We start from the raw sequence: 18,158 nt of genomic DNA on the forward strand, positions 1-18,158 counted from the left end.
TTTTTATTGCTGCCGGGCGAGATTCACGGCGAAAGCGGCTTGGCGTCGACCGCATCACCATCCACCAGAAAATGCCCACCGGCCACGTGATGTATCGTGCGCAATTCGTCGTGCCCGGTGAAATGCCAGCGGCCTTCGCTGAATACGCGGCTGTCGGCATGGGCGGCCACGACTTCGCCGAGGAACAGGTCATAGCCGGCCTGGATGCCTGGCTCGGGCAGCAGCCGGCATTCCAGCCACGCGGCGCAGCCTTCGAGCAATGGCGCGCCCACTACACTGCCGGCGAACGTCTGCAGGCCGTAAGCCGCGAACTTGTCGATGCCTTGCTGTTCCAGCATCGTCAGGCCGGAACTGGAGCCGAGCGCCTGGGTGATGTCCACCTGGCTGACCGTCGGCACATGCAGTGCAAACTCGCCGCTGGCTTCGAGCAGTTGACGCGTCCAGGTAGCTTTGTCCAGCACAACGGCCACCTTGGGCGGGGCAAAATCGAGTGGCATGGCCCAGGCGGCGGCCATGATGTTGCGCTGGCCGTCATGGGCGGCGCTGACCAGCACGGTAGGGCCATGATTGAGCAACCGATAGGCCTTGGAGAGATCGACGGGGAGACGCGGGGAAGTCATGATGCGAGTCCGAAATTTCTGAGGTAATGTGCGCGGGCGCAAGACAGGATCAGGCCCTTATGCGTCAATATAGCGACCTCTCTGCGCGTGAGGGCTTCGCTTTTTGACATTATCTGTCTCTAAGTTGTCAAAAATGCGCTGATTTCCAATTCTCGTAGTGCAAGAAATGCTGAATTTGCTTTTCCCTGCCGATTTTTTCTCTTACACTCGGAAGAATCTGTTGATATCTGATGTGCAGCCAGTGAAAGTGGTGGGGCCATCGAAGCACGAGACATAACAAACCGGGCCTGATCATGGTGAACGTGGATACCAAGCTGCTCGTGATTTTTACCGAGCTGCTTAGCAAGCGGAACGCCACTTATGTGGCGGAAAAGATGCATATGACCGCCCCGGCGGTCTCGCACTCGCTTGGGCGCCTGCGCGAAATCTTCGACGATCCTCTTTTCATTCGCGTGCCGCACGGCTTGACGCCGACGCCGCGCGCGCTTGAACTGGGCCCGAAGATCCGCGACATGCTCGATCTCTGGTCGTCGATCAATGAGGGCGATGCGGACAATTTTGACCCCGCCATTGCCACCGGTACGCTCAGTATCGGTTTTGCGGCTGAACTCGGCGATACGGTTTTCAACCGTTTTATCCTGCGTATCAAGCAACTCGCTCCCGATCTGCATATTCGCCTGGTCGAATCGCATTCCTGGGAAAGTGACGTAGCGTCGATGCGCGCCAACGAGCTGGACCTGGCATTCTCGCCGTTCCCGACACGCCATCCGGAAATCGTCGAGGAAATGGTGACGTCGCTGAACCTGTGGGTGTGCGCACGCAAGAGTCATCCTTTGCTCAAGGAAGAGTGCACGCTGGAGCAGTACCTCGATTGCAGCCATATCTTCATGGCGCACTCCGGTGGCTCGGGGCGTCCCGCGCCGGCGCTGATTCCGCTGGACTACGCGCTGCAGCAACGCGGCTTGAAGCGGAATGCAACCCTGACGGTGCATTCCTGGCGTGCCCAGGCCGAACTGGCCGCGCAAACCGACATGATCTTCACGGTCAACGCGCTGACCAAGGACATGGCGTGCGAGACCTACGGCCTCAAGGCCTACCCGCTGCCGGCCGAGTTGAACACGACGCTGGGCCTGAACATGTTCTGGCACCGCAGCCGCAACACGCATCCGATGCTGGTATGGGCACGTAACTTGTTTCGCCAGGTGGTTGGAGAGTTCGTAGGCCTGGACAAGGTGGCCGCATCGCGCAATCTGCGCGTGGTGACCGAATCGGCCGAAGCCGAACAGGACGACCTGCCGCAGGAATAAGCGGGCAGAGCGTTAGAAACAGTTCGAAAAAAACCGGCGCCTGGCGCCGGTTTTTTCTTGCTGCTTGGCTCACTGCTGGGGCGGGCGCGATGCCAGCCCAGCGCGGCTCATCGTTTTGGTCTGTGGGGACAGTCGTTCTTGGTGCAATTGCCGTACAGCGACAATGCGTGTTCCTGCAGTGCAAAGCCGCGCTCGCGCGCAATGCTTTGCTGGCGCTGCTCGATGTCGCCATCGAAGAATTCCTCGACGCGACCGCAGTCCAGGCACACCAGGTGATCGTGGTGCTTGCCTTCGTTCAGTTCGAAAATGGCCTTGCCCGATTCGAAATTGTTGCGGGACAGCAAGCCCGCCTGTTCGAACTGGGTCAGGACGCGATAGACCGTGGCGAGGCCGATATCCATATGCTCGTTGAGCAGGATTCGGTAGACGTCTTCCGCGCTCAGGTGGCGCTGTTCGCTGGTCTGGAAGATTTCGAGAATCTTCAGGCGGGGGACGGTCGCCTTGAGGCCGATATTTTTGAGGTCCGCCGGACTCGGCATGGGCGTGACTCCCTAGAGTACAATGTCTGGATAGTTGAATCATAAGGGTTTTGGCGACAAAAGTCGCCCCGGTGCCATGGCGCCCGGACGCCACCCGCAAGGTGGCGTACCCGCGATGCGCCTGGCCGTGCCAGACACCTCCGCCTATTGTGCGGTGCGTCGGTTTCGGCACAGAAACATTCCCGTCTGGAAGCGAGATACATGCGTTCATTCCGTTCGTCCGCCACGCGCCCGGCGCTGGTGTCATCCCTGCTGGCGGCCGCGCTGCTGGCCGGTGCGTGCTCGGCCTACGACAGTACGTCGCGCAAGGTGGCCGAGGCCATCACGCCTTATCGCATCAATATCGTCCAGGGTAACTTCGTGTCTCGCGAGGCGGTTTCGCAACTGCGCGAAGGCATGACTCGCGACCAGGTGCGCTTCCTGCTGGGCACGCCGCTGCTGCAGGACGTCTTCCACGGCAATCGCTGGGATTACTACTTCTCGTTCCGCCGGGGCAGCACGCCGGTGGTGCAGTCGCGCAAGTTCACGGTGTTCTTTGATGGCGACACGCTGACGAAATGGCAGGGTGACGAGCTGCCGTCGGAATACGAGCTGATCGCCGAAATCGACGGCATGAAGGCCGCGCAGCGCAACCAGAAGCCGGGTATTGGCACGTCGAGCTCTTCCAGCACGCCGGCGCAGCCGGCTGCGGCCGCCTCGGCGCCGGAAGCTGCCCCCGCCGCAGAATCCCCGGCGCCCGCCGCTTCGGAACCCGCCGCCCAGACCCCGGCTCCGGGCGCCACGCCGGACAAACCGGCGAGCTGATCGCCATCGGGACCGGCATGCGCCGGTTGCCGCCCATCGCATCCATGCGCCCGGCCTGCCTGGCCGGGCAGCAGTCTTCCGATACCGCCACGCCATGAAAATCGCCATCGCAGGTGCATCCGGCCGCATGGGCCGCATGCTGATCGAAACCGTCCTGAATACCGAAGGTGTCACGCTCGCGGGTGCGCTGGAGCATGCCTCGTCGCCCGCGCTGGGCCAGGACGCGGCCATGTTCCTGGGCCGCACCACCGGTATCCAGATCTCGGCCGATATCGACGCCGTGCTGGGCGCCGCTGATTGCCTGATCGACTTCACGCGGCCCGAGGGCACGCTGGCTCACCTGGAAGCCGCGAAGCGGCTGGGCAAGAAGATCGTGGTGGGCACCACCGGTTTCGACGCCGCGGGCAAGCAGGCGCTGGCCGATGCCGCCAAGTCGATCGGCGTGGTATTCGCATCGAATTTCAGCGTGGGCGTGAATGCCACGTTCAAGCTGCTCGAAGTGGCGGCAAAGCTGCTGTCGTCGGGCTACGACATCGAAGTCATCGAAGCGCATCACCGCCACAAGGTCGATGCGCCGTCTGGCACCGCCCTGACGATGGGCGAGGTGATCGCCAATGCGCTGGGCCGTAACCTCGACGATTGCGCTGTCTACGCGCGCGAAGGCCATACGGGCCCGCGCGATCCGAATTCCATCGGCTTTGCCACCGTGCGCGGCGGCGATATCGTGGGCGACCATACGGTGATGTTCGCGGGCATCGGCGAGCGCATCGAGATCAGCCACAAGTCGTCGAGCCGCCAGTCGTACGCGGATGGCGCGGTGCGGGCCGCGAGGTTCCTGGCCGACAAGCCCAGCGGCATGTTCGACATGCAGGATGTGCTGGGACTGAAGTAACCCGGCCGATCATGAGCAATGCGGCTCGCCTCGGCGGGCCGTTTCCGACTTTGCGTACGCCGTGACGGCCCGGTTCCATGGCCCGCCACGGTTATAATCGCTTCTTTCGCAATCCGATCCCCTCGGCCGCACGGCGCGCCAGTCGCCGCGCGTGCCCGCTGTCCAGAACGTCGTCCCGACCATGCAAGACAAATATCTTCCGTCCGCCGTTGAACAAGCCGCCCAGCAGCACTGGCAAGCCATCGATGCCTACAAGGTGTCGGAGCACGCGGTCGGGCCAGACGGCAAGGAAAAGCAGAAGTTCTACGCCTGCTCGATGCTGCCCTATCCGTCGGGCAAGCTGCACATGGGCCATGTGCGCAACTACACCATCAACGACGTGATGGCGCGCTACCTGCGCATGAACGGCCGCAACGTACTGATGCCGATGGGCTGGGACGCGTTCGGCATGCCGGCCGAGAACGCCGCGCTGAATAACAAGGTGGCGCCTGCCGCCTGGACCTACGACAACATCGCTTACATGAAGAAGCAGATGCAGTCGATGGGCCTGGCGATCGACTGGTCGCGCGAAGTGGCTACCTGCAGCCCGGACTACTACCGCTGGAACCAGTGGCTGTTCCTGAAGATGCTGGAAAAGGGCGTGGCCTACCGCAAGACCGGCACCGTGAACTGGGACCCGGTGGACCAGACCGTGCTGGCTAACGAGCAGGTGATCGACGGCCGTGGCTGGCGTTCGGGCGCGGTGGTGGAAAAGCGCGAAATCCCGATGTACTACCTGCGCATCACCGAGTACGCGCAGGAACTGCTGGGCGACCTGGACGGCCTGGGCTGGCCCGAGCGCGTCAAGATCATGCAGCAGAACTGGATCGGCCGCAGCGAGGGCGTGCGCTTTGCGTTCCCGCACGACATCCAGGGCGCTGACGGCAAGGCGATCAGCGACGGCAAGCTCTACGTGTTCACCACGCGCGCCGACACGATCATGGGCGTGACGTTCTGCGCGGTGGCCGCCGAGCACCCGCTGGCCACGCACGCCGCCGCGAACAATCCTGAACTGGCCGCGTTCATCGACGAATGCAAGCACGGTTCGGTCATGGAAGCCGACATGGCGACCATGGAGAAGAAGGGCATGCCCACCGGCCTGAAGGTCACGCATCCGCTGACCGGCGAGCAGGTGGAAGTATGGGTCGGCAACTACGTGCTGATGACCTACGGCGACGGCGCCGTGATGGGCGTCCCCGCGCACGACGAGCGCGACTTCGCCTTCGCCCGGAAGTACAACCTGCCGATCAAGCAGGTAATCGACGTCAAGGGCCAGCCGTATTCGACCGACGCCTGGCAAGAATGGTACGGCGACAAGGAACACGGCACCTGCATCCATAGCGGCAAGTACGACGGCATGGGCTACAAGGCCGCCGTGGACGCCATCGCCGCCGATCTGGCAGCCAAGGACCTGGGCGAGAAGAAGGTGACCTGGCGCCTGCGCGACTGGGGTATCTCGCGTCAGCGCTACTGGGGTACGCCGATCCCGCTGATCCATTGCGATAGCTGCGGCGTGGTGCCCGTGCCCGAGAAGGATCTGCCGGTCGTGCTGCCCGAGGACCTGGTGCCGGACGGCACCGGCAATCCGCTGAACAAGGACCCGCGCTTCCTCGAATGCAGCTGCCCGTCATGCGGCAAGCCGGCGCGCCGCGAGACCGACACGATGGACACGTTCATCGACTCGTGCTGGTACTACATGCGCTATACGTGCCCGGACGCCACCACGATGGTGGATGCCCGCAACGACTACTGGATGCCGATGGACCAGTACATCGGCGGCATCGAGCACGCGATCCTGCACCTGTTGTACGCACGTTTCTGGACCAAGGTCATGCGTGACCTGGGCCTGGTCAAGTTCGACGAGCCGTTCACGAACCTGCTGACGCAGGGCATGGTGCTGAACGAGACGTTCTACCGCGAGGACGCGTCGGGCAAGAAGACCTGGTACAACCCGGCCGATGTCGATCTGCAGAACGACGATCGCGGTCGCCCGATGGGCGCCACGCTGAAGGCCGACGGCCAGCCGGTGGTGATCGGCGGCGTGGAAAAGATGTCGAAGTCGAAGAACAACGGCATCGACCCGCAGGCACTGATCGACCAGTACGGCGCCGATACCGCGCGCCTGTTCGTGATGTTTGCCGCGCCGCCCGAGCAACAGCTCGAATGGAGCGGTTCGGGCGTGGAAGGCGCGTCGCGCTTCCTGCGCCGCGTCTGGAACTACGGCGCCGCCAACGCCCAGGCCATTCGTGATGGCGCCGGCACGCAGGTGACCGCCGCCGACGCCGATGTGCGCCGCGAGCTGTACACGGTGCTCAAGCAGGCCAATTACGACTACGAACGCATCCAGTACAACACCGTGGTTTCGGCCACGATGAAGATGCTGAACGCGCTGGACGATGCCAAGACGGCGTCGCCGGCTGCGCGCCGCGAAGGCTTCAGCATCCTGCTGCGCGTGCTGTACCCGGTGGTGCCGCACATCGCGCACGGTCTGTGGGCGGAGCTTGGCTACGACGCGGAATCGGGCGACATCCTCGATGCCGCCTGGCCGCAGGTGGACGAGAGCGCGCTGGTGCGCAGCGAGATCGACCTGGTGCTGCAGATCAACGGCAAGGTCCGTGGCAGCCTGACGGTGCCGGCCGATGCAGACCGCGCGGCCATCGAGGCCGTGGCGGCCAACAGCGAAATCGTGGCGAAGTTCGCCAACGGTGCCGCGCCCAAGAAGATCGTGGTGGTACCGGGCCGGCTCGTCAACGTGGTGCTTTGAGCCCCAACACCAATCAGGAAGATATGGCAATGGATCGACCGGACATGGGACGCCGCGGATTTCTCGCCATCGGTGCTGCAATGGCGGCGGCCGGCGTGCTGGCTGGCTGCGGCTTTCACATGCGCGGTAACGCCGATTTCGCGTTCAAGCGGCTCTATATCGGCCTGCCGCAGAACTCGCTGATGGGTGCGGACCTGCGCCGCAACATCCGCAATGGTTCGGACACGCAGGTCGTCGAGGAAAAGGACCAGGCCGACGCGCTGCTCGACGTCCTGGCCGACACCCGCGCCAAGTCGATCCTCTCCATCACGGCACAGGGCGTGGTGCGCGAGTACCGCCTGACCCAGCGCTTCAGCTACCGCCTGCGCGATGCCGCCGGCAAGGAACTGATCGCGCCGTCGACGCTGGTGCTGACCCGCGACCTCACGTACAACGAAGCCAACACGCTGGCCAAGGACTACGAAGAGCAGCAGCTGTACCGCGACATGCAGAAGGACATCGTGCAACAGCTGATCCGCCGGCTGGCGGCGGTCAAGACGATCTGAGCGCGCTTCCGCCCGCACTCCGTCCGCACACACCCGGCCCCCGATGCAGCTCAAGCTCGACGCACTCGACGCACACCTGAAGCAGGCCCAGGCCAAGGGCCTGGCGCCGCTGTACGTGGTGCATGGTGACGAGCACCTGCTGGTGCTCGAGGCCGTGGACCGGCTGCGCCGCGCCGCGCGCGATTCCGGTTTTACCGAGCGCGAGGTGCTGGTGGCCGAACGCGGGTTCCAGTGGGGGCACGTGACCGAGGCCCAGCAGTCGATGTCGTTGTTCGGCGACCGCAAGATCGTGGAACTGCGCGTGCCGTCGGGCAAGCCCGGCAAGGATGGCGGCGAGGCGCTGCGCGCCGTGGCTGCCCAGCCGTCGCCGGACGTGATCATGCTGGTCACGCTGCCCCGGATGGACTTTGCTTCGTCGAAATCGGCCTGGTTCCAGGCGCTGGAATCGGCCGGCGTGTCGATCAAGGTCGATGCCGTGGACCGCACGCGCCTGCCGGCCTGGGTGGGCGAACGGCTGGCGCTGCAGCAGCAACGCGTGGAGCCGGGCGAGCCGGGCCGGCGTGCGCTGCAGTTCATTGCCGACAAGGTCGAGGGCAATCTGCTGGCCGCGCATCAGGAAATCCAGAAACTCGGGCTGCTGTATCCCCCCGGCGTGCTGAACTTCGACCAGGTGCACGATGCGGTGCTGAATGTGGCCCGCTACGACGTGTTCAAGCTGTCCGAGGCGATGCTGGGCGGCGACGTGCCGCGCCTGACGCGCATGCTCGAAGGGCTGCGCGGCGAGGGCGAGGCGACGGTGCTGGTGCTGTGGGCGCTGACCGAGGAAATTCGCGTATTATCCAAGGTCCGGCAAGGGCTGGCGGCAGGCAAGCCAGCGGGCGTGCTGATGCGTGAACTGCGCGTCTGGGGCCCGCGCGAGCGCCTGGTGCCGCAGGCCGCGCAACGGCTGTCGATGCCGCAGCTTGAGGCCGCGCTGGCCCTGGCCGCGCGCCTGGACCGCCAGGTGAAGGGCCTCTCCGACTTGCCACGGGCGGGGGGCGCGGCGGGCAGCCTGCCAGCCGAGCCGTGGGACGGACTGCTGCAGTTGGCGCTGCTGATCGCGCGGCCAGCCTGACGTCCCGAACCGAACCAGAACAAAGCTGGTAGCCGCGCCGGCGCTTCGACATCGCGGCACCCACAGCAGACCGGGCTGGACCCGGACACCATCATGACCGAGTTCGATCTCCACGCTTACATGAATCGCGTTGGCCAGCAGGCCCGCGCGGCATCGCGCGCCATGGCGCGGGCCTCCACGGCCGACAAGAATCGCGCGCTGCTGACGATTGCCGCGGCCATCCGCCGCGATGCGGACAAGCTCAAGGCCGTCAATGCACGCGATGTGGAACGCGCCCGGGCCAATGGCCAGGACGCCGCGTTTGTTGACCGCCTGACGCTGTCCGACAAGGCCATCGACACCATGGCCGCCGGCCTGGAACAGATCGCGGCACTGCCCGACCCGATCGGCGAGATCAGCAACATGAAATTCCGTCCCACCGGCATCCAGGTGGGGCAGATGCGCGTGCCGCTGGGCGTGATCGGCATCATCTACGAGTCGCGCCCGAATGTGACCATCGACGCCGCGGCGCTGTGCCTGAAGTCGGGCAACGCCACGATCCTGCGCGGCGGCTCGGAGGCCATCGAATCGAATACCGCCCTGGCCGTGCTGGTGGCCAAGGGGCTGGCCGCCGCCGGACTGCCGGCCGAGGCCGTGCAGGTGATAGAGACCACCGACCGTGCGGCGGTGGGGCGCCTGATCACGATGACCGAGTACGTCGACGTGATCGTGCCGCGTGGCGGCAAGAGCCTGATCGCGCGCCTGATCGAGGAAGGCCGCGTGCCGATGATCAAGCATCTGGACGGCATCTGCCATATCTACATCGACGACGATGCGGACGTGGAAAAGGCCGTACGCGTGGCCGACAACGCCAAGACCCAGCGCTACGCGCCGTGCAACACGATGGAAACGCTGCTGGTGTCGCGCAAGGTCGCCGCCACGGTGCTGCCGCCGCTGTGCCGCATCTACCAGGACAAGGGCGTCGAACTGCGCGTTTGCGCCGATACGCGCGCCACGCTCGAAGCCGCCGGCTTCAGCGGGCTGGTCGATGCCACCGAGGAAGACTGGAAGCTGGAATACCTGGCGCCGGTGCTGGCCATCCGTACCGTCGATGGCGTGGATGCGGCGATCGACCATATCAACACCCATGGTTCGGCGCACACGGATTCGATCGTGACCGAGAACTACAGCACGGGCATGCGCTTTATTCGCGAAGTGGATTCGGCCAGCGTGATGATCAACGCGTCGACGCGCTTTGCCGACGGTTTTGAATACGGCCTGGGCGCGGAAATCGGCATCTCGAACGACAAGCTGCACGCCCGGGGCCCGGTGGGGCTGGAAGGGCTGACGTCGCTCAAGTACGTGGTGTTCGGCCACGGCGAGATCCGCACGTAACGGACAAGCGAGAAACGCAGATGCTCTGGGTCAAGGCCTTCCATATCCTGTTCGTGATTTCGTGGTTCGCGGGCCTGTTTTACCTGCCGCGTATCTTCGTCAACCTGGCCATGGAAACCGATCCGGCCAGCGTGCAGCGCCTGCTGTTGATGGCGCGCAAGCTGTTCCGCTTCATGACCATGCTGGCCGTGCCGGCGCTGGTGTTCGGCCTGTGGCTGTTCCTGGGCTACGGCATCGGCCGCGGCGCGGGGCAGGGCTGGATGCACGCCAAGCTGGCGCTGGTGGTGGTGTTGATCGGGTACCACCACGGTTGTGGCGTGCTGCTGCGCAAGTTCGAGCGCGGCGCCAATACGCGGTCGCACACGTTCTACCGCTGGTTCAACGAGCTGCCGGTGCTGGTGTTGCTGGCCATCGTGATTCTGGTTGTCGTAAAGCCGTTCTAAGCTGTCGAATTCCTACCGTTTTTCGATGAGGTCGTGATGAGCAAGCAGGTCGAGTATTTTCTGGCGCCCCAGTCACCGTTCGTCTACCTGGGCCATGAGCGCTTTGTGGAGATCGCCAATCGCCATCAGGCGCAGGTGCTGCTGAAGCCGGCCGACCTGGGCAAGGTGTTCTCGGTGTCCGGTGGGCTGCCGCTGGCCCAGCGCCCGCCGCAGCGCCAGGCCTACCGTCTGGTTGAGCTCCAGCGCTGGAGCCAGTACCTGAACATCCCGCTGAACCTGCATCCGACGTTCTTCCCGGTGTCGGGCGACGCGGCGGCCAAGCTGATCATCGCCGCGCAACTGGCCCACGGTACGGCACGCGCGCTGGCGCTGACTGGCGCCATCACGCGGGCGGTCTGGGCCGAGCAGCGGAACATCGCCGACGGCGCCACGCTGACGCAGATTGCCGACGAGAACGACCTCGACGGCGCCAGCCTGCTCAAGGCCAGCGAAGGGCAGGCGGTGCAGGCCGCCTACGCGCAGAATACGCAGGACGCGATCTCAGCCAATGTGTTCGGCGCACCGTGGTTTGTCCATGACGGCCAGCCGTACTGGGGCCAGGACCGGCTCGAATTCCTCGACCGCGCGCTTGCGGTAGGTTGATCGGCACACCGGACCCCATGATTTGCCCGTCCGCGTTGCGGACGTTTTTGTTTTCAGGAATGACTCGCCATGACCCAAGCTTTCTTTGCACCTTGCCCGCGCGGCCTTGAACCGGCACTGGCCGAGGAACTGCGCGAGATTGCGCAATATCCGGCCGTGGCGGCTGCGGCCCCGTTCGAAGTGCATCGCGAGATGCCGGGCGGGGTGTCGTTCTCGGGCGAGATGTCCGCGGCCTACGCGGTCAACCTGCACTCGCGCATCGCCAGTCGCGTGCTGCTGCGGGTGGCGCAGCGCGGCTATCGCCATGAGGACGATATCTACTCGCTGGCGCGCCAGCAGCGCTGGGAGCAATGGTTCTCGCCCGACGAGACGTTGCGCGTCGATATCACCGCGCACAAGTCGCCGCTGCAGAGCCTGAATTTCACAGCGCTGCGCGTCAAGGACGGCGTATGCGACGCCATGCGCGACCGCCTGGGTGCGCGCCCCAGCGTGGACACGGTCAGCCCCGATGTCCGCATCTACGCGCACCTGACCGAGTTCGACTGCACGCTCTATCTGGACACGACCGGCGAGCCGCTGTTCAAGCGGGGCTGGCGCATGGAAAAGGGTGAGGCGCCGCTCAAGGAAAACCTGGCGGCGGGCATCCTGCGCCTGGCCGGCTGGACGCCGGGCCAGACGAACCGCCCGTTCTTCGATCCGATGTGCGGCAGCGGCACGTTCCTGGTGGAAGCCGCGCAGGTTGCGCTGGGCATTGCCCCGGGCGCTGCCCGTACCTTCGCGTTCGAATGGCTCAAGGGTGCGGACACCAAGGCCTGGCAGGCGCTGCGCGCTGACGCGCAACGCGCGAAAGAGACAGCAGCCAGCCGTAGTGCGACGCTGCAGATTGCCGGCTCCGATATTTCCACGGACATGCTATCGATGGCGCAGGCCAACTGGCAACGCGCCGGGCTGCCCGGCGATGTGCAACTGAAGCAGGTGGATGCCCGCTTCGTGCAGCCGCCGTTTGCCGAGCCTGGCGTGATGATGATGAACCCGCCTTATGGCGAGCGTATCGCGGTCCGTGGAGATCGTAGAAACGCCATGCAGGAGGCGCCGCGCGACGAGGCGGAAGAAGCAGCCGCCAACCAGTTTGCCAGCGCCTTCGCTACCACGCTGAAGCAGCATTTCGCGAACTGGCAGGCCTGGGTGTTCACGGGCGACCTGACGATCCCGAAGCGCCTGCGGCTCAAGGAGTCGCGCCGTACGCCGCTGTTCAACGGCAATATCGAATGCCGGCTGTTCCGGTTCGATATGGTGCGTGGGGGGAATCGGGAAGGGCAGAAGAAGGATTGAGGTCTAGCACTGCGGATGTCTTGCTCCCCTCTCCCACGTGGTGGGAGAGGGGAGAAAAACACTAGCGGGAGGGATCGAAATCAAGCGTGCTTGCCACGCCCCGTCAGCGCTTCCGCATTGCGCGAGAACTCCGACAAAAAACTCTGCAGGCTGACCACGGGTTCCTGCAGCATGTGGCGCGGCAGGTCGAACAGCGCGTAGAAGTATTCCTCGCGGCCCTCGCAGCGTTCGGCCGGCAGGCAGTACTGTTCCCAGTCGGCGCAGGCCGGCGTGTACATGCCGTTGCCGGGCCAGAAGAACGGCACGATACGGCCTTCCCGCAGGCCCTCGATCAATGCGGCCGGCGCTTCGTAGGCCTCGGCCGATTCCACCTGGTTCATCAGCCCGGCGCGGGTTTCGATGACCATCAGCGTGGCATGGCCCTGCGCGGTCAGCAGCAACATCCCCACCGGATTCGGAAACAGGTAGTACTCGATGAAGCCATAGCGCGCGGCCGTCTGGCGCACGCGATCCGCCATGACGGGGTCGGACAGGAACGAGTAGGAATGGCGCGTGAGCAGGTCGCGCAGCGTGCGCGAGATCGATGCGAAGTACTGTTGCTGCAGCGCGTCGATCTCATCGTTCAGGCGCGCCACCATGTTCGGATCGTGCTTCTTCACATAGCGGTCGATCAGGCCGTGATTGAAGCCTTGCACCGCGATGCTCTCGTCGGCCGTGCCGGTCAGCAGGATGGTCTTGCACGGCAGGTCTTCCAGTGCCTGGCAGAATTCCAGCCCGTCCATCTGCGGCATCGAGTAGTCCACCACCACCACGCCCGGCTGCAGGAACCGATGCACGTCGTGGATCTGACGATGGATGCGGTCGACATCGAGCTGCACCGTGCGGCGCTCGGACAGAAAGGTCAGGTCGTCGTGCGTGACGCGCACCGGAAGGAAGGCGGGGTGCCGCGTGGCGTAGGCTTCGCGAATCCACGCCAGGGCGTCGCGCGGATCGGTGAAGCTGACCACCGCACGCGATGCGTCCATCTGGAAAGCCAGGCTGTCGATAAACGATTTGCTATCGTCCACCAGCACCGTCAGAACAGGGTGATGGAAAACCGACAGATTCCGGTCATGCGCGGGAAATGTCATTGTGCGATCAAAGCCGGCCGCCGGCCGCAAGGGAAGAAAGAACGGGCAAGCCAGTATAGCGCCTGATCCCCCGCGCGCAACCTAACTGCACAAAAGGAAACGGCCAGCGTTGGTTGCTGGCCGCACCCGTTCGATTTTATTGATTTCAGGTCTGCGCGTTGCTTTATTCACGCGGCCGGATTGCGCCCCTGACGGGCGCGCATCCGGGTATTAACGGCAGCTTAATCGACCGCCTTGAACATGTCCTCGACCACCTTCTTGGCGTCGCCAAACACCATCATGGTCTTGTCCATGTAGAACAGCTCGTTGTCCAGGCCCGCGTAGCCGGAAGCCATCGAGCGCTTGTTCACGATGATGGTCTTGGCCTTGTAGGCTTCCAGGATCGGCATGCCGGCGATGGGCGACTTCGGATCGGTCTTGGCGGCCGGGTTGACCACGTCGTTGGCGCCCAGCACCAGCACCACGTCGGCCTGCCCGAACTCGCTGTTGATGTCCTCCATCTCGAAGACCTGGTCGTACGGCACCTCGGCTTCGGCCAGCAGCACGTTCATGTGGCCCGGCATGCGGCCCGCCACGGGGTGGATGGCGTACTTCACCGTCACGCCGTGCTCGGTCAGCTTCTCGGTCAATTCTTTAAGTGCATGCTGCGCACGGGCCACTGCAAGGCCGTAGCCCGGGACGATGATCACGGTCTCGGCATTGCTCATGACGAAGGCCGCGTCGTCGGCGGAACCCGACTTCACATTGCGTGCGGCCTGCGCACCAGCCGTCGCACCCGCCGTGGCGTCGGCGCCGAAGCCGCCGAGGATCACGTTGAAGAACGAGCGGTTCATCGCGCGGCACATGATGTACGAGAGGATGGCACCGGACGAGCCCACCAGCGAGCCGGCGATGATCAGCATCGGGTTGTTCAGCGAGAAGCCGATACCCGCCGCCGCCCAACCCGAGTACGAGTTCAGCATCGACACCACCACGGGCATGTCGGCGCCGCCGATCGGGATGATGATCAGCACGCCCAGCACGAAGGCGATGGCCAGCATGACCAGGAACGGCAGCCACGACTGCGACATGAAGAAGATCACGCCGAAGCCGACCATGGCGATGGCCAGCAGCAGGTTCAGCCAGTGCTGGCCGGCAAACACCACCGGGGCGCCCTGGAACAGCCGGAACTTGTAGCGGCCCGACAGCTTGCCGAACGCGATGACCGAGCCCGAGAACGTGATCGCACCCACAAAGCAGCCGATGAACAGCTCGATGCGGTTGCCCAGCGGAATCTCGTGCGAGCCAGCCGGCGTGATGCCGAATGCCGCCGGTTCGGCCACGGCCGCCACGGCGATGAACACAGCAGCCAGACCGATCAGCGAGTGCATGGCCGCCACCAGTTCCGGCATCTTGGTCATCTCGACCTTGCGTGCCACATAGGCGCCGATACCGCCGCCCACCACGAGCGCGCCCAGGATCAGCGTCATGCCGGTGCCAACCGACGACTGCGCGGCGCCTACGGCCAGGAACTCGTGCTTGATCTTGACGATCAGCGCCAGCGTGGTCACGGCGGCAATCGCCATGCCGATCATGCCGAAGGCGTTACCCTTGCGTGCGGATGCCGGGTGCGACAAGCCTTTCAGGGCCTGGATGAAACAGACGGACGCCACCAGGTACAGCAGCGTCACCAGGTTCATGCTGATGGCTTCCATTACGCGGCCTCCTTGCTGGCAGCGGCCTTGGCCTTCGGTTCCTTCTTCTTGAACATCTCCAGCATGCGCTGTGTCACCAGGAACCCGCCGAACACGTTCACGGCGGCCAGTGCCACGGCCAGAGTGCCCATGATGCGGCCCACGTTACCTTCGGTCAGGCCGGCCGCCAGCATGGCGCCGACGATGATGATGGCCGAGATCGCATTGGTCACGGCCATCAGTGGGGTGTGCAGCGCGGGCGTGACCGTCCAGACCACGTGGTACCCCACGTAGATCGCCAGCACAAAGATGATCAGGTTGATCACCGTGTGGTTAACCATCTCCATCGACTTCTCCTCCGTTGCTTTTGAATACTGCCGAGCGTCGCGTCCGCGCAGGCGGGCTGAAACTGCAGGATCAAGCTTGCCGGGGACGCGGCGGGCCGTGGCGCTGGGCTCTGTCAGCGCCGCGGCATCATCAGACGGGATATCAGGCGGCCTGCTGCCTGACGACCTGGCCGTCCTTGCACATCAGGCAGGCGGCGACGATGTCGTCTTCCAGGTTCAGCGTGTAGCGGCCATCCTTGTCCACGATCAGCTTCAGGAAGTCGAGCACGTTGCGGGCGTACAGCGCTGACGCGTCGGCCGCCACCATGCTGGCCAGGTTGGTATGGCCGATCAGGGTCACGCCGTGGCGTTCCACTACCTCGTCGGCAACGGTCAGCGGGCAGTTGCCGCCTTGCGCGGCAGCCAGGTCAACGACCACGGAGCCCGGCTTCATCTGCTTGACGGTGTCCTCGGCCAGCAGCACCGGAGCCTTGCGGCCCGGGATCAGTGCGGTGGTGATGACGATGTCGGCCTGCGTGGCGCGCTGGTGCACCAGTTCGGCCTGGCGGCGCATCCAGTCGGCGGGCATCGGGCGCGCATAGCCACCCACGCCCTGCGCGATCTCGCGCTCTTCGTCGGTGACGAACGGCACGTCCAGGAACTTGGCGCCCAGCGATTCGATCTGTTCCTTCACGGCCGGGCGCACGTCGGAGGCTTCGATCACGGCGCCCAGGCGCTTGGCGGTGGCGATGGCCTGCAGGCCGGCCACGCCGGCGCCCAGGATCAGCACGCGGGCAGCCTTGACGGTGCCGGCGGCGGTCATCAGCATCGGCATGAAGCGCTGGTAGTGGTGCGCGGCAACCAGTACCGCCTTGTAGCCGGCGATGTTGGCTTGCGACGACAACACGTCCATGCTCTGCGCGCGCGTGGTGCGCGGCGCGGCTTCCAGCGCAAACGCGGTAATCGCGGAGCTGGCCATGCGGGCGTTGTTTTCGATGTCGAACGGGTTGAGCATGCCGACGAGTACCGAGCCGGGCTTCATCTGCGCACGCTCGGCATCGTCCGGCGCGCGCACCTTCAGCACGAGCTCGGCGCCCAGTGCATCAGCAACGGACCCGACCCGGGCGCCGACTGCCTCGAAGGCGGCATCGGGGATGCTGGCGCGCACTCCGGCTCCGGCTTGCACCGTTACCTGGTGGCCCTGCGCGATGTACTTCTTGACGGTCTCCGGGGTGGCGGCGACACGCGTCTCACCTGCCCGCGTCTCAAGCGGGATACCGATATGCATCGTCAATCTCTCCTGTCTGGCGTCGTTCGTAATCGTGGTCGGGCCAACGTCCTCGCCCGTTGGTGCATTGCAAAAGAACGCACCAATTTTTGCGCAGCTTACCCGAAACTTACGTTCGATGGTGGCTGACTGTTGAGAGGTTTGTGCCTCGGCCGAGACATATTTTTGCTGCTCATGAAATGACTCGTTTCATGCAAGCTGGATTAAAGCCAAAACCGGCCTTTACGAAATGACATCGGCGTCACCTTCGATCTTGACGCCGATTTGATGCGCGGCTGCGTATCGTGGCGCACACGTCTCATCCGAGGCGTCAACCAACGCGCTCACGCTTTTTTCATCCCATGATTGCAACCCGCCTGATGACCTCGGCGCCGGCCACGCTGGCCGCCGCCATCCTGCTTGCCGCCCCGTTTTCCAACGCTTTCGCCCAGCAGGCACCTGTCGATGCCGCCGCGCCGGCGTCGCCGCACACGTTCACGGCCAATGTGTCCGTGGTCTCCGACTACCGCTACCGGGGTATCAGCCAGACCGACCGGCGCCCCGCCGTGCAGGGCGGCTTCGACTATGCACACGAGAGCGGCTTCTACGTCGGTAACTGGAACTCGAGTATCAGCTGGCTGGGCGACTCCGATCCCTCGGTTTCCGCGCCCGTGGAAATGGATTTCTACGGCGGCTTCAAGAACACGTTCAAGCTGGGCGACCAGGACTTCAACTATGACCTCGGCGTGCTGGAGTACTACTACCCCGGCGCCTACACGGCCACGCGCCCATACACCACCGAACTGTATGCCGGCATCGGCTGGGGTCCGGTGTTCCTGAAGTACTCGCACGCGGTGACCAACCTGTTCGGGTTTGCCGACAGCAAGAACAGCTATTACATCGACCTGAGCGCCAACGTGCCGCTGAACCTGTGGGACCTGACGCTGAACGCGCATGTGGGCTACCAGGGCGTGCAGCACTTCAGCGATGCCTCCTACACGGACTGGAAGATCGGCCTGACGAAAGACCTGGGCAACGGGTTCTCGGTGTCGGTGGCTTATATCGATACGAACGCCAGCAAGGCCGTCTATACGAATACGCGTGGAAGGTACCTGGGCAAGTCGACGGCGTTTGCTTCGGTTACGAAGACGTTTTGATTGCCACCGATCCTAGTGGTTTTCTCCCCTGTCGGTTTGCTCCCCTCTCCCGCTTGTACGTACCGGGGACATGGGTAACGGGTGTTCGGATACATAGGTAACACGTGATCTACGCGCATCAGGGTGCGCGTAGATCGATTTCTCCGATCTCGAAGCGGCTGAACCAGACCGCGAAGCAGCCATCCTCGGC

The 18,158-nt window shown here is 64.3% G+C and carries 17 protein-coding genes; 11 read left to right on the forward strand and 6 right to left on the reverse strand.

Annotated features, from left to right (window positions below; genetic code table 11):
• Window positions 1–23: 23 nt before the first annotated feature.
• Window positions 24–620, reverse strand: a complete 597-nt coding sequence (locus MFF62_RS23750) for a flavin reductase family protein (RefSeq protein WP_238265566.1) — start codon at window positions 618–620, stop codon at window positions 24–26.
• 293 nt (window positions 621–913) lie between these two features.
• Here MFF62_RS23750 and MFF62_RS23755 point away from each other — a divergent pair, with 293 nt between their 5' ends.
• Window positions 914–1,927, forward strand: a complete 1,014-nt coding sequence (locus MFF62_RS23755; protein ID WP_238265567.1) for a LysR family transcriptional regulator — start codon at window positions 914–916, stop codon at window positions 1,925–1,927.
• 107 nt (window positions 1,928–2,034) lie between these two features.
• Here the strand turns inward: MFF62_RS23755 and fur are convergent, their stop codons facing one another.
• On the reverse strand, window positions 2,035–2,466 hold the full coding sequence (fur, locus tag MFF62_RS23760) for a ferric iron uptake transcriptional regulator (protein ID WP_066732268.1): 432 nt from the start codon (window positions 2,464–2,466) through the stop codon (window positions 2,035–2,037).
• Window positions 2,467–2,667: 201 nt separating this feature from the next.
• Here fur and MFF62_RS23765 point away from each other — a divergent pair, with 201 nt between their 5' ends.
• The 9 genes from MFF62_RS23765 (at window position 2,668) to MFF62_RS23805 (ending at window position 12,415) form a co-directional block, all read left to right on the forward strand.
• Window positions 2,668–3,270, forward strand: coding sequence for an outer membrane protein assembly factor BamE (locus MFF62_RS23765; RefSeq protein WP_238265568.1), 603 nt, complete (start codon window positions 2,668–2,670; stop codon window positions 3,268–3,270).
• A gap of 94 nt (window positions 3,271–3,364) precedes the next feature.
• Window positions 3,365–4,162: a 4-hydroxy-tetrahydrodipicolinate reductase gene (gene dapB, locus MFF62_RS23770; RefSeq protein ID WP_238265569.1), complete on the forward strand. Its 798-nt coding sequence runs from the start codon at window positions 3,365–3,367 to the stop codon at window positions 4,160–4,162.
• Between the two features lie 181 nt (window positions 4,163–4,343).
• Window positions 4,344–6,965, forward strand: coding sequence for a leucine--tRNA ligase (leuS, locus tag MFF62_RS23775; RefSeq protein WP_238265570.1), 2,622 nt, complete (start codon window positions 4,344–4,346; stop codon window positions 6,963–6,965).
• Window positions 6,966–6,994: 29 nt separating this feature from the next.
• Window positions 6,995–7,510: an LPS-assembly lipoprotein LptE gene (locus MFF62_RS23780; RefSeq protein ID WP_238265571.1), complete on the forward strand. Its 516-nt coding sequence runs from the start codon at window positions 6,995–6,997 to the stop codon at window positions 7,508–7,510.
• 43 nt (window positions 7,511–7,553) lie between these two features.
• Window positions 7,554–8,624 (forward strand): DNA polymerase III subunit delta, encoded by a 1,071-nt coding sequence (holA, locus tag MFF62_RS23785; RefSeq protein WP_238265572.1) that lies wholly within the window; start codon window positions 7,554–7,556, stop codon window positions 8,622–8,624.
• Between the two features lie 93 nt (window positions 8,625–8,717).
• Window positions 8,718–9,998, forward strand: a complete 1,281-nt coding sequence (locus MFF62_RS23790) for a glutamate-5-semialdehyde dehydrogenase (RefSeq protein WP_238265573.1) — start codon at window positions 8,718–8,720, stop codon at window positions 9,996–9,998.
• 20 nt (window positions 9,999–10,018) lie between these two features.
• A complete protein-coding gene (locus MFF62_RS23795; RefSeq protein WP_238265574.1) occupies window positions 10,019–10,441 on the forward strand; it encodes a CopD family protein in 423 nt (140 codons plus the stop codon).
• Window positions 10,442–10,477: 36 nt separating this feature from the next.
• Window positions 10,478–11,083: a 2-hydroxychromene-2-carboxylate isomerase gene (locus MFF62_RS23800; RefSeq protein WP_238265575.1), complete on the forward strand. Its 606-nt coding sequence runs from the start codon at window positions 10,478–10,480 to the stop codon at window positions 11,081–11,083.
• A 69-nt stretch (window positions 11,084–11,152) separates the two neighbouring features.
• On the forward strand, window positions 11,153–12,415 hold the full coding sequence (locus tag MFF62_RS23805) for a THUMP domain-containing class I SAM-dependent RNA methyltransferase (RefSeq protein ID WP_238265576.1): 1,263 nt from the start codon (window positions 11,153–11,155) through the stop codon (window positions 12,413–12,415).
• An 80-nt stretch (window positions 12,416–12,495) separates the two neighbouring features.
• On the opposite strand, the gene MFF62_RS23810 is transcribed toward MFF62_RS23805, so the two are convergent.
• The 4 genes from MFF62_RS23810 to MFF62_RS23825 all read right to left on the reverse strand — a co-directional run bounded on the left by MFF62_RS23810 (window position 12,496) and on the right by MFF62_RS23825 (window position 16,832).
• The gene (locus MFF62_RS23810) at window positions 12,496–13,545 is read right to left on the reverse strand and encodes a response regulator (RefSeq protein ID WP_238265577.1); all 1,050 of its coding nucleotides are present in this window, start codon (window positions 13,543–13,545) and stop codon (window positions 12,496–12,498) included.
• Window positions 13,546–13,766: 221 nt separating this feature from the next.
• Window positions 13,767–15,239, reverse strand: a complete 1,473-nt coding sequence (locus tag MFF62_RS23815) for an NAD(P)(+) transhydrogenase (Re/Si-specific) subunit beta (RefSeq protein ID WP_238265578.1) — start codon at window positions 15,237–15,239, stop codon at window positions 13,767–13,769.
• Window positions 15,239–15,565: a proton-translocating transhydrogenase family protein gene (locus MFF62_RS23820; protein WP_238265579.1), complete on the reverse strand. Its 327-nt coding sequence runs from the start codon at window positions 15,563–15,565 to the stop codon at window positions 15,239–15,241. Before MFF62_RS23820 ends, MFF62_RS23815 begins: the two co-directional genes overlap by 1 nt.
• A gap of 142 nt (window positions 15,566–15,707) precedes the next feature.
• Window positions 15,708–16,832, reverse strand: a complete 1,125-nt coding sequence (locus MFF62_RS23825) for a Re/Si-specific NAD(P)(+) transhydrogenase subunit alpha (RefSeq protein ID WP_238265580.1) — start codon at window positions 16,830–16,832, stop codon at window positions 15,708–15,710.
• Window positions 16,833–17,173: 341 nt separating this feature from the next.
• On the opposite strand from MFF62_RS23825, the gene MFF62_RS23830 reads away from it, so the two are divergent.
• On the forward strand, window positions 17,174–17,968 hold the full coding sequence (locus MFF62_RS23830) for a TorF family putative porin (protein WP_238265581.1): 795 nt from the start codon (window positions 17,174–17,176) through the stop codon (window positions 17,966–17,968).
• Window positions 17,969–18,158 lie beyond the last annotated feature (190 nt).

The sequence above is a fragment of the Cupriavidus pauculus genome, assembly GCF_022179805.1.
Classification (GTDB): domain Bacteria; phylum Pseudomonadota; class Gammaproteobacteria; order Burkholderiales; family Burkholderiaceae; genus Cupriavidus; species Cupriavidus pauculus_E.

Coding starts and splice junctions, on each gene's coding strand:
- MFF62_RS23750 (WP_238265566.1), bottom strand. CDS start 620: ATGACTTCCCCGCGTCTCCCCGTCGATCTCTCCAAGGCCTATCGGTTG.
- MFF62_RS23755 (WP_238265567.1), top strand. CDS start 914: ATGGTGAACGTGGATACCAAGCTGCTCGTGATTTTTACCGAGCTGCTT.
- fur (WP_066732268.1), bottom strand. CDS start 2,466: ATGCCGAGTCCGGCGGACCTCAAAAATATCGGCCTCAAGGCGACCGTC.
- MFF62_RS23765 (WP_238265568.1), top strand. CDS start 2,668: ATGCGTTCATTCCGTTCGTCCGCCACGCGCCCGGCGCTGGTGTCATCC.
- dapB (WP_238265569.1), top strand. CDS start 3,365: ATGAAAATCGCCATCGCAGGTGCATCCGGCCGCATGGGCCGCATGCTG.
- leuS (WP_238265570.1), top strand. CDS start 4,344: ATGCAAGACAAATATCTTCCGTCCGCCGTTGAACAAGCCGCCCAGCAG.
- MFF62_RS23780 (WP_238265571.1), top strand. CDS start 6,995: ATGGATCGACCGGACATGGGACGCCGCGGATTTCTCGCCATCGGTGCT.
- holA (WP_238265572.1), top strand. CDS start 7,554: ATGCAGCTCAAGCTCGACGCACTCGACGCACACCTGAAGCAGGCCCAG.
- MFF62_RS23790 (WP_238265573.1), top strand. CDS start 8,718: ATGACCGAGTTCGATCTCCACGCTTACATGAATCGCGTTGGCCAGCAG.
- MFF62_RS23795 (WP_238265574.1), top strand. CDS start 10,019: ATGCTCTGGGTCAAGGCCTTCCATATCCTGTTCGTGATTTCGTGGTTC.
- MFF62_RS23800 (WP_238265575.1), top strand. CDS start 10,478: ATGAGCAAGCAGGTCGAGTATTTTCTGGCGCCCCAGTCACCGTTCGTC.
- MFF62_RS23805 (WP_238265576.1), top strand. CDS start 11,153: ATGACCCAAGCTTTCTTTGCACCTTGCCCGCGCGGCCTTGAACCGGCA.
- MFF62_RS23810 (WP_238265577.1), bottom strand. CDS start 13,545: ATGACATTTCCCGCGCATGACCGGAATCTGTCGGTTTTCCATCACCCT.
- MFF62_RS23815 (WP_238265578.1), bottom strand. CDS start 15,239: ATGGAAGCCATCAGCATGAACCTGGTGACGCTGCTGTACCTGGTGGCG.
- MFF62_RS23820 (WP_238265579.1), bottom strand. CDS start 15,565: ATGGAGATGGTTAACCACACGGTGATCAACCTGATCATCTTTGTGCTG.
- MFF62_RS23825 (WP_238265580.1), bottom strand. CDS start 16,832: ATGCATATCGGTATCCCGCTTGAGACGCGGGCAGGTGAGACGCGTGTC.
- MFF62_RS23830 (WP_238265581.1), top strand. CDS start 17,174: ATGATTGCAACCCGCCTGATGACCTCGGCGCCGGCCACGCTGGCCGCC.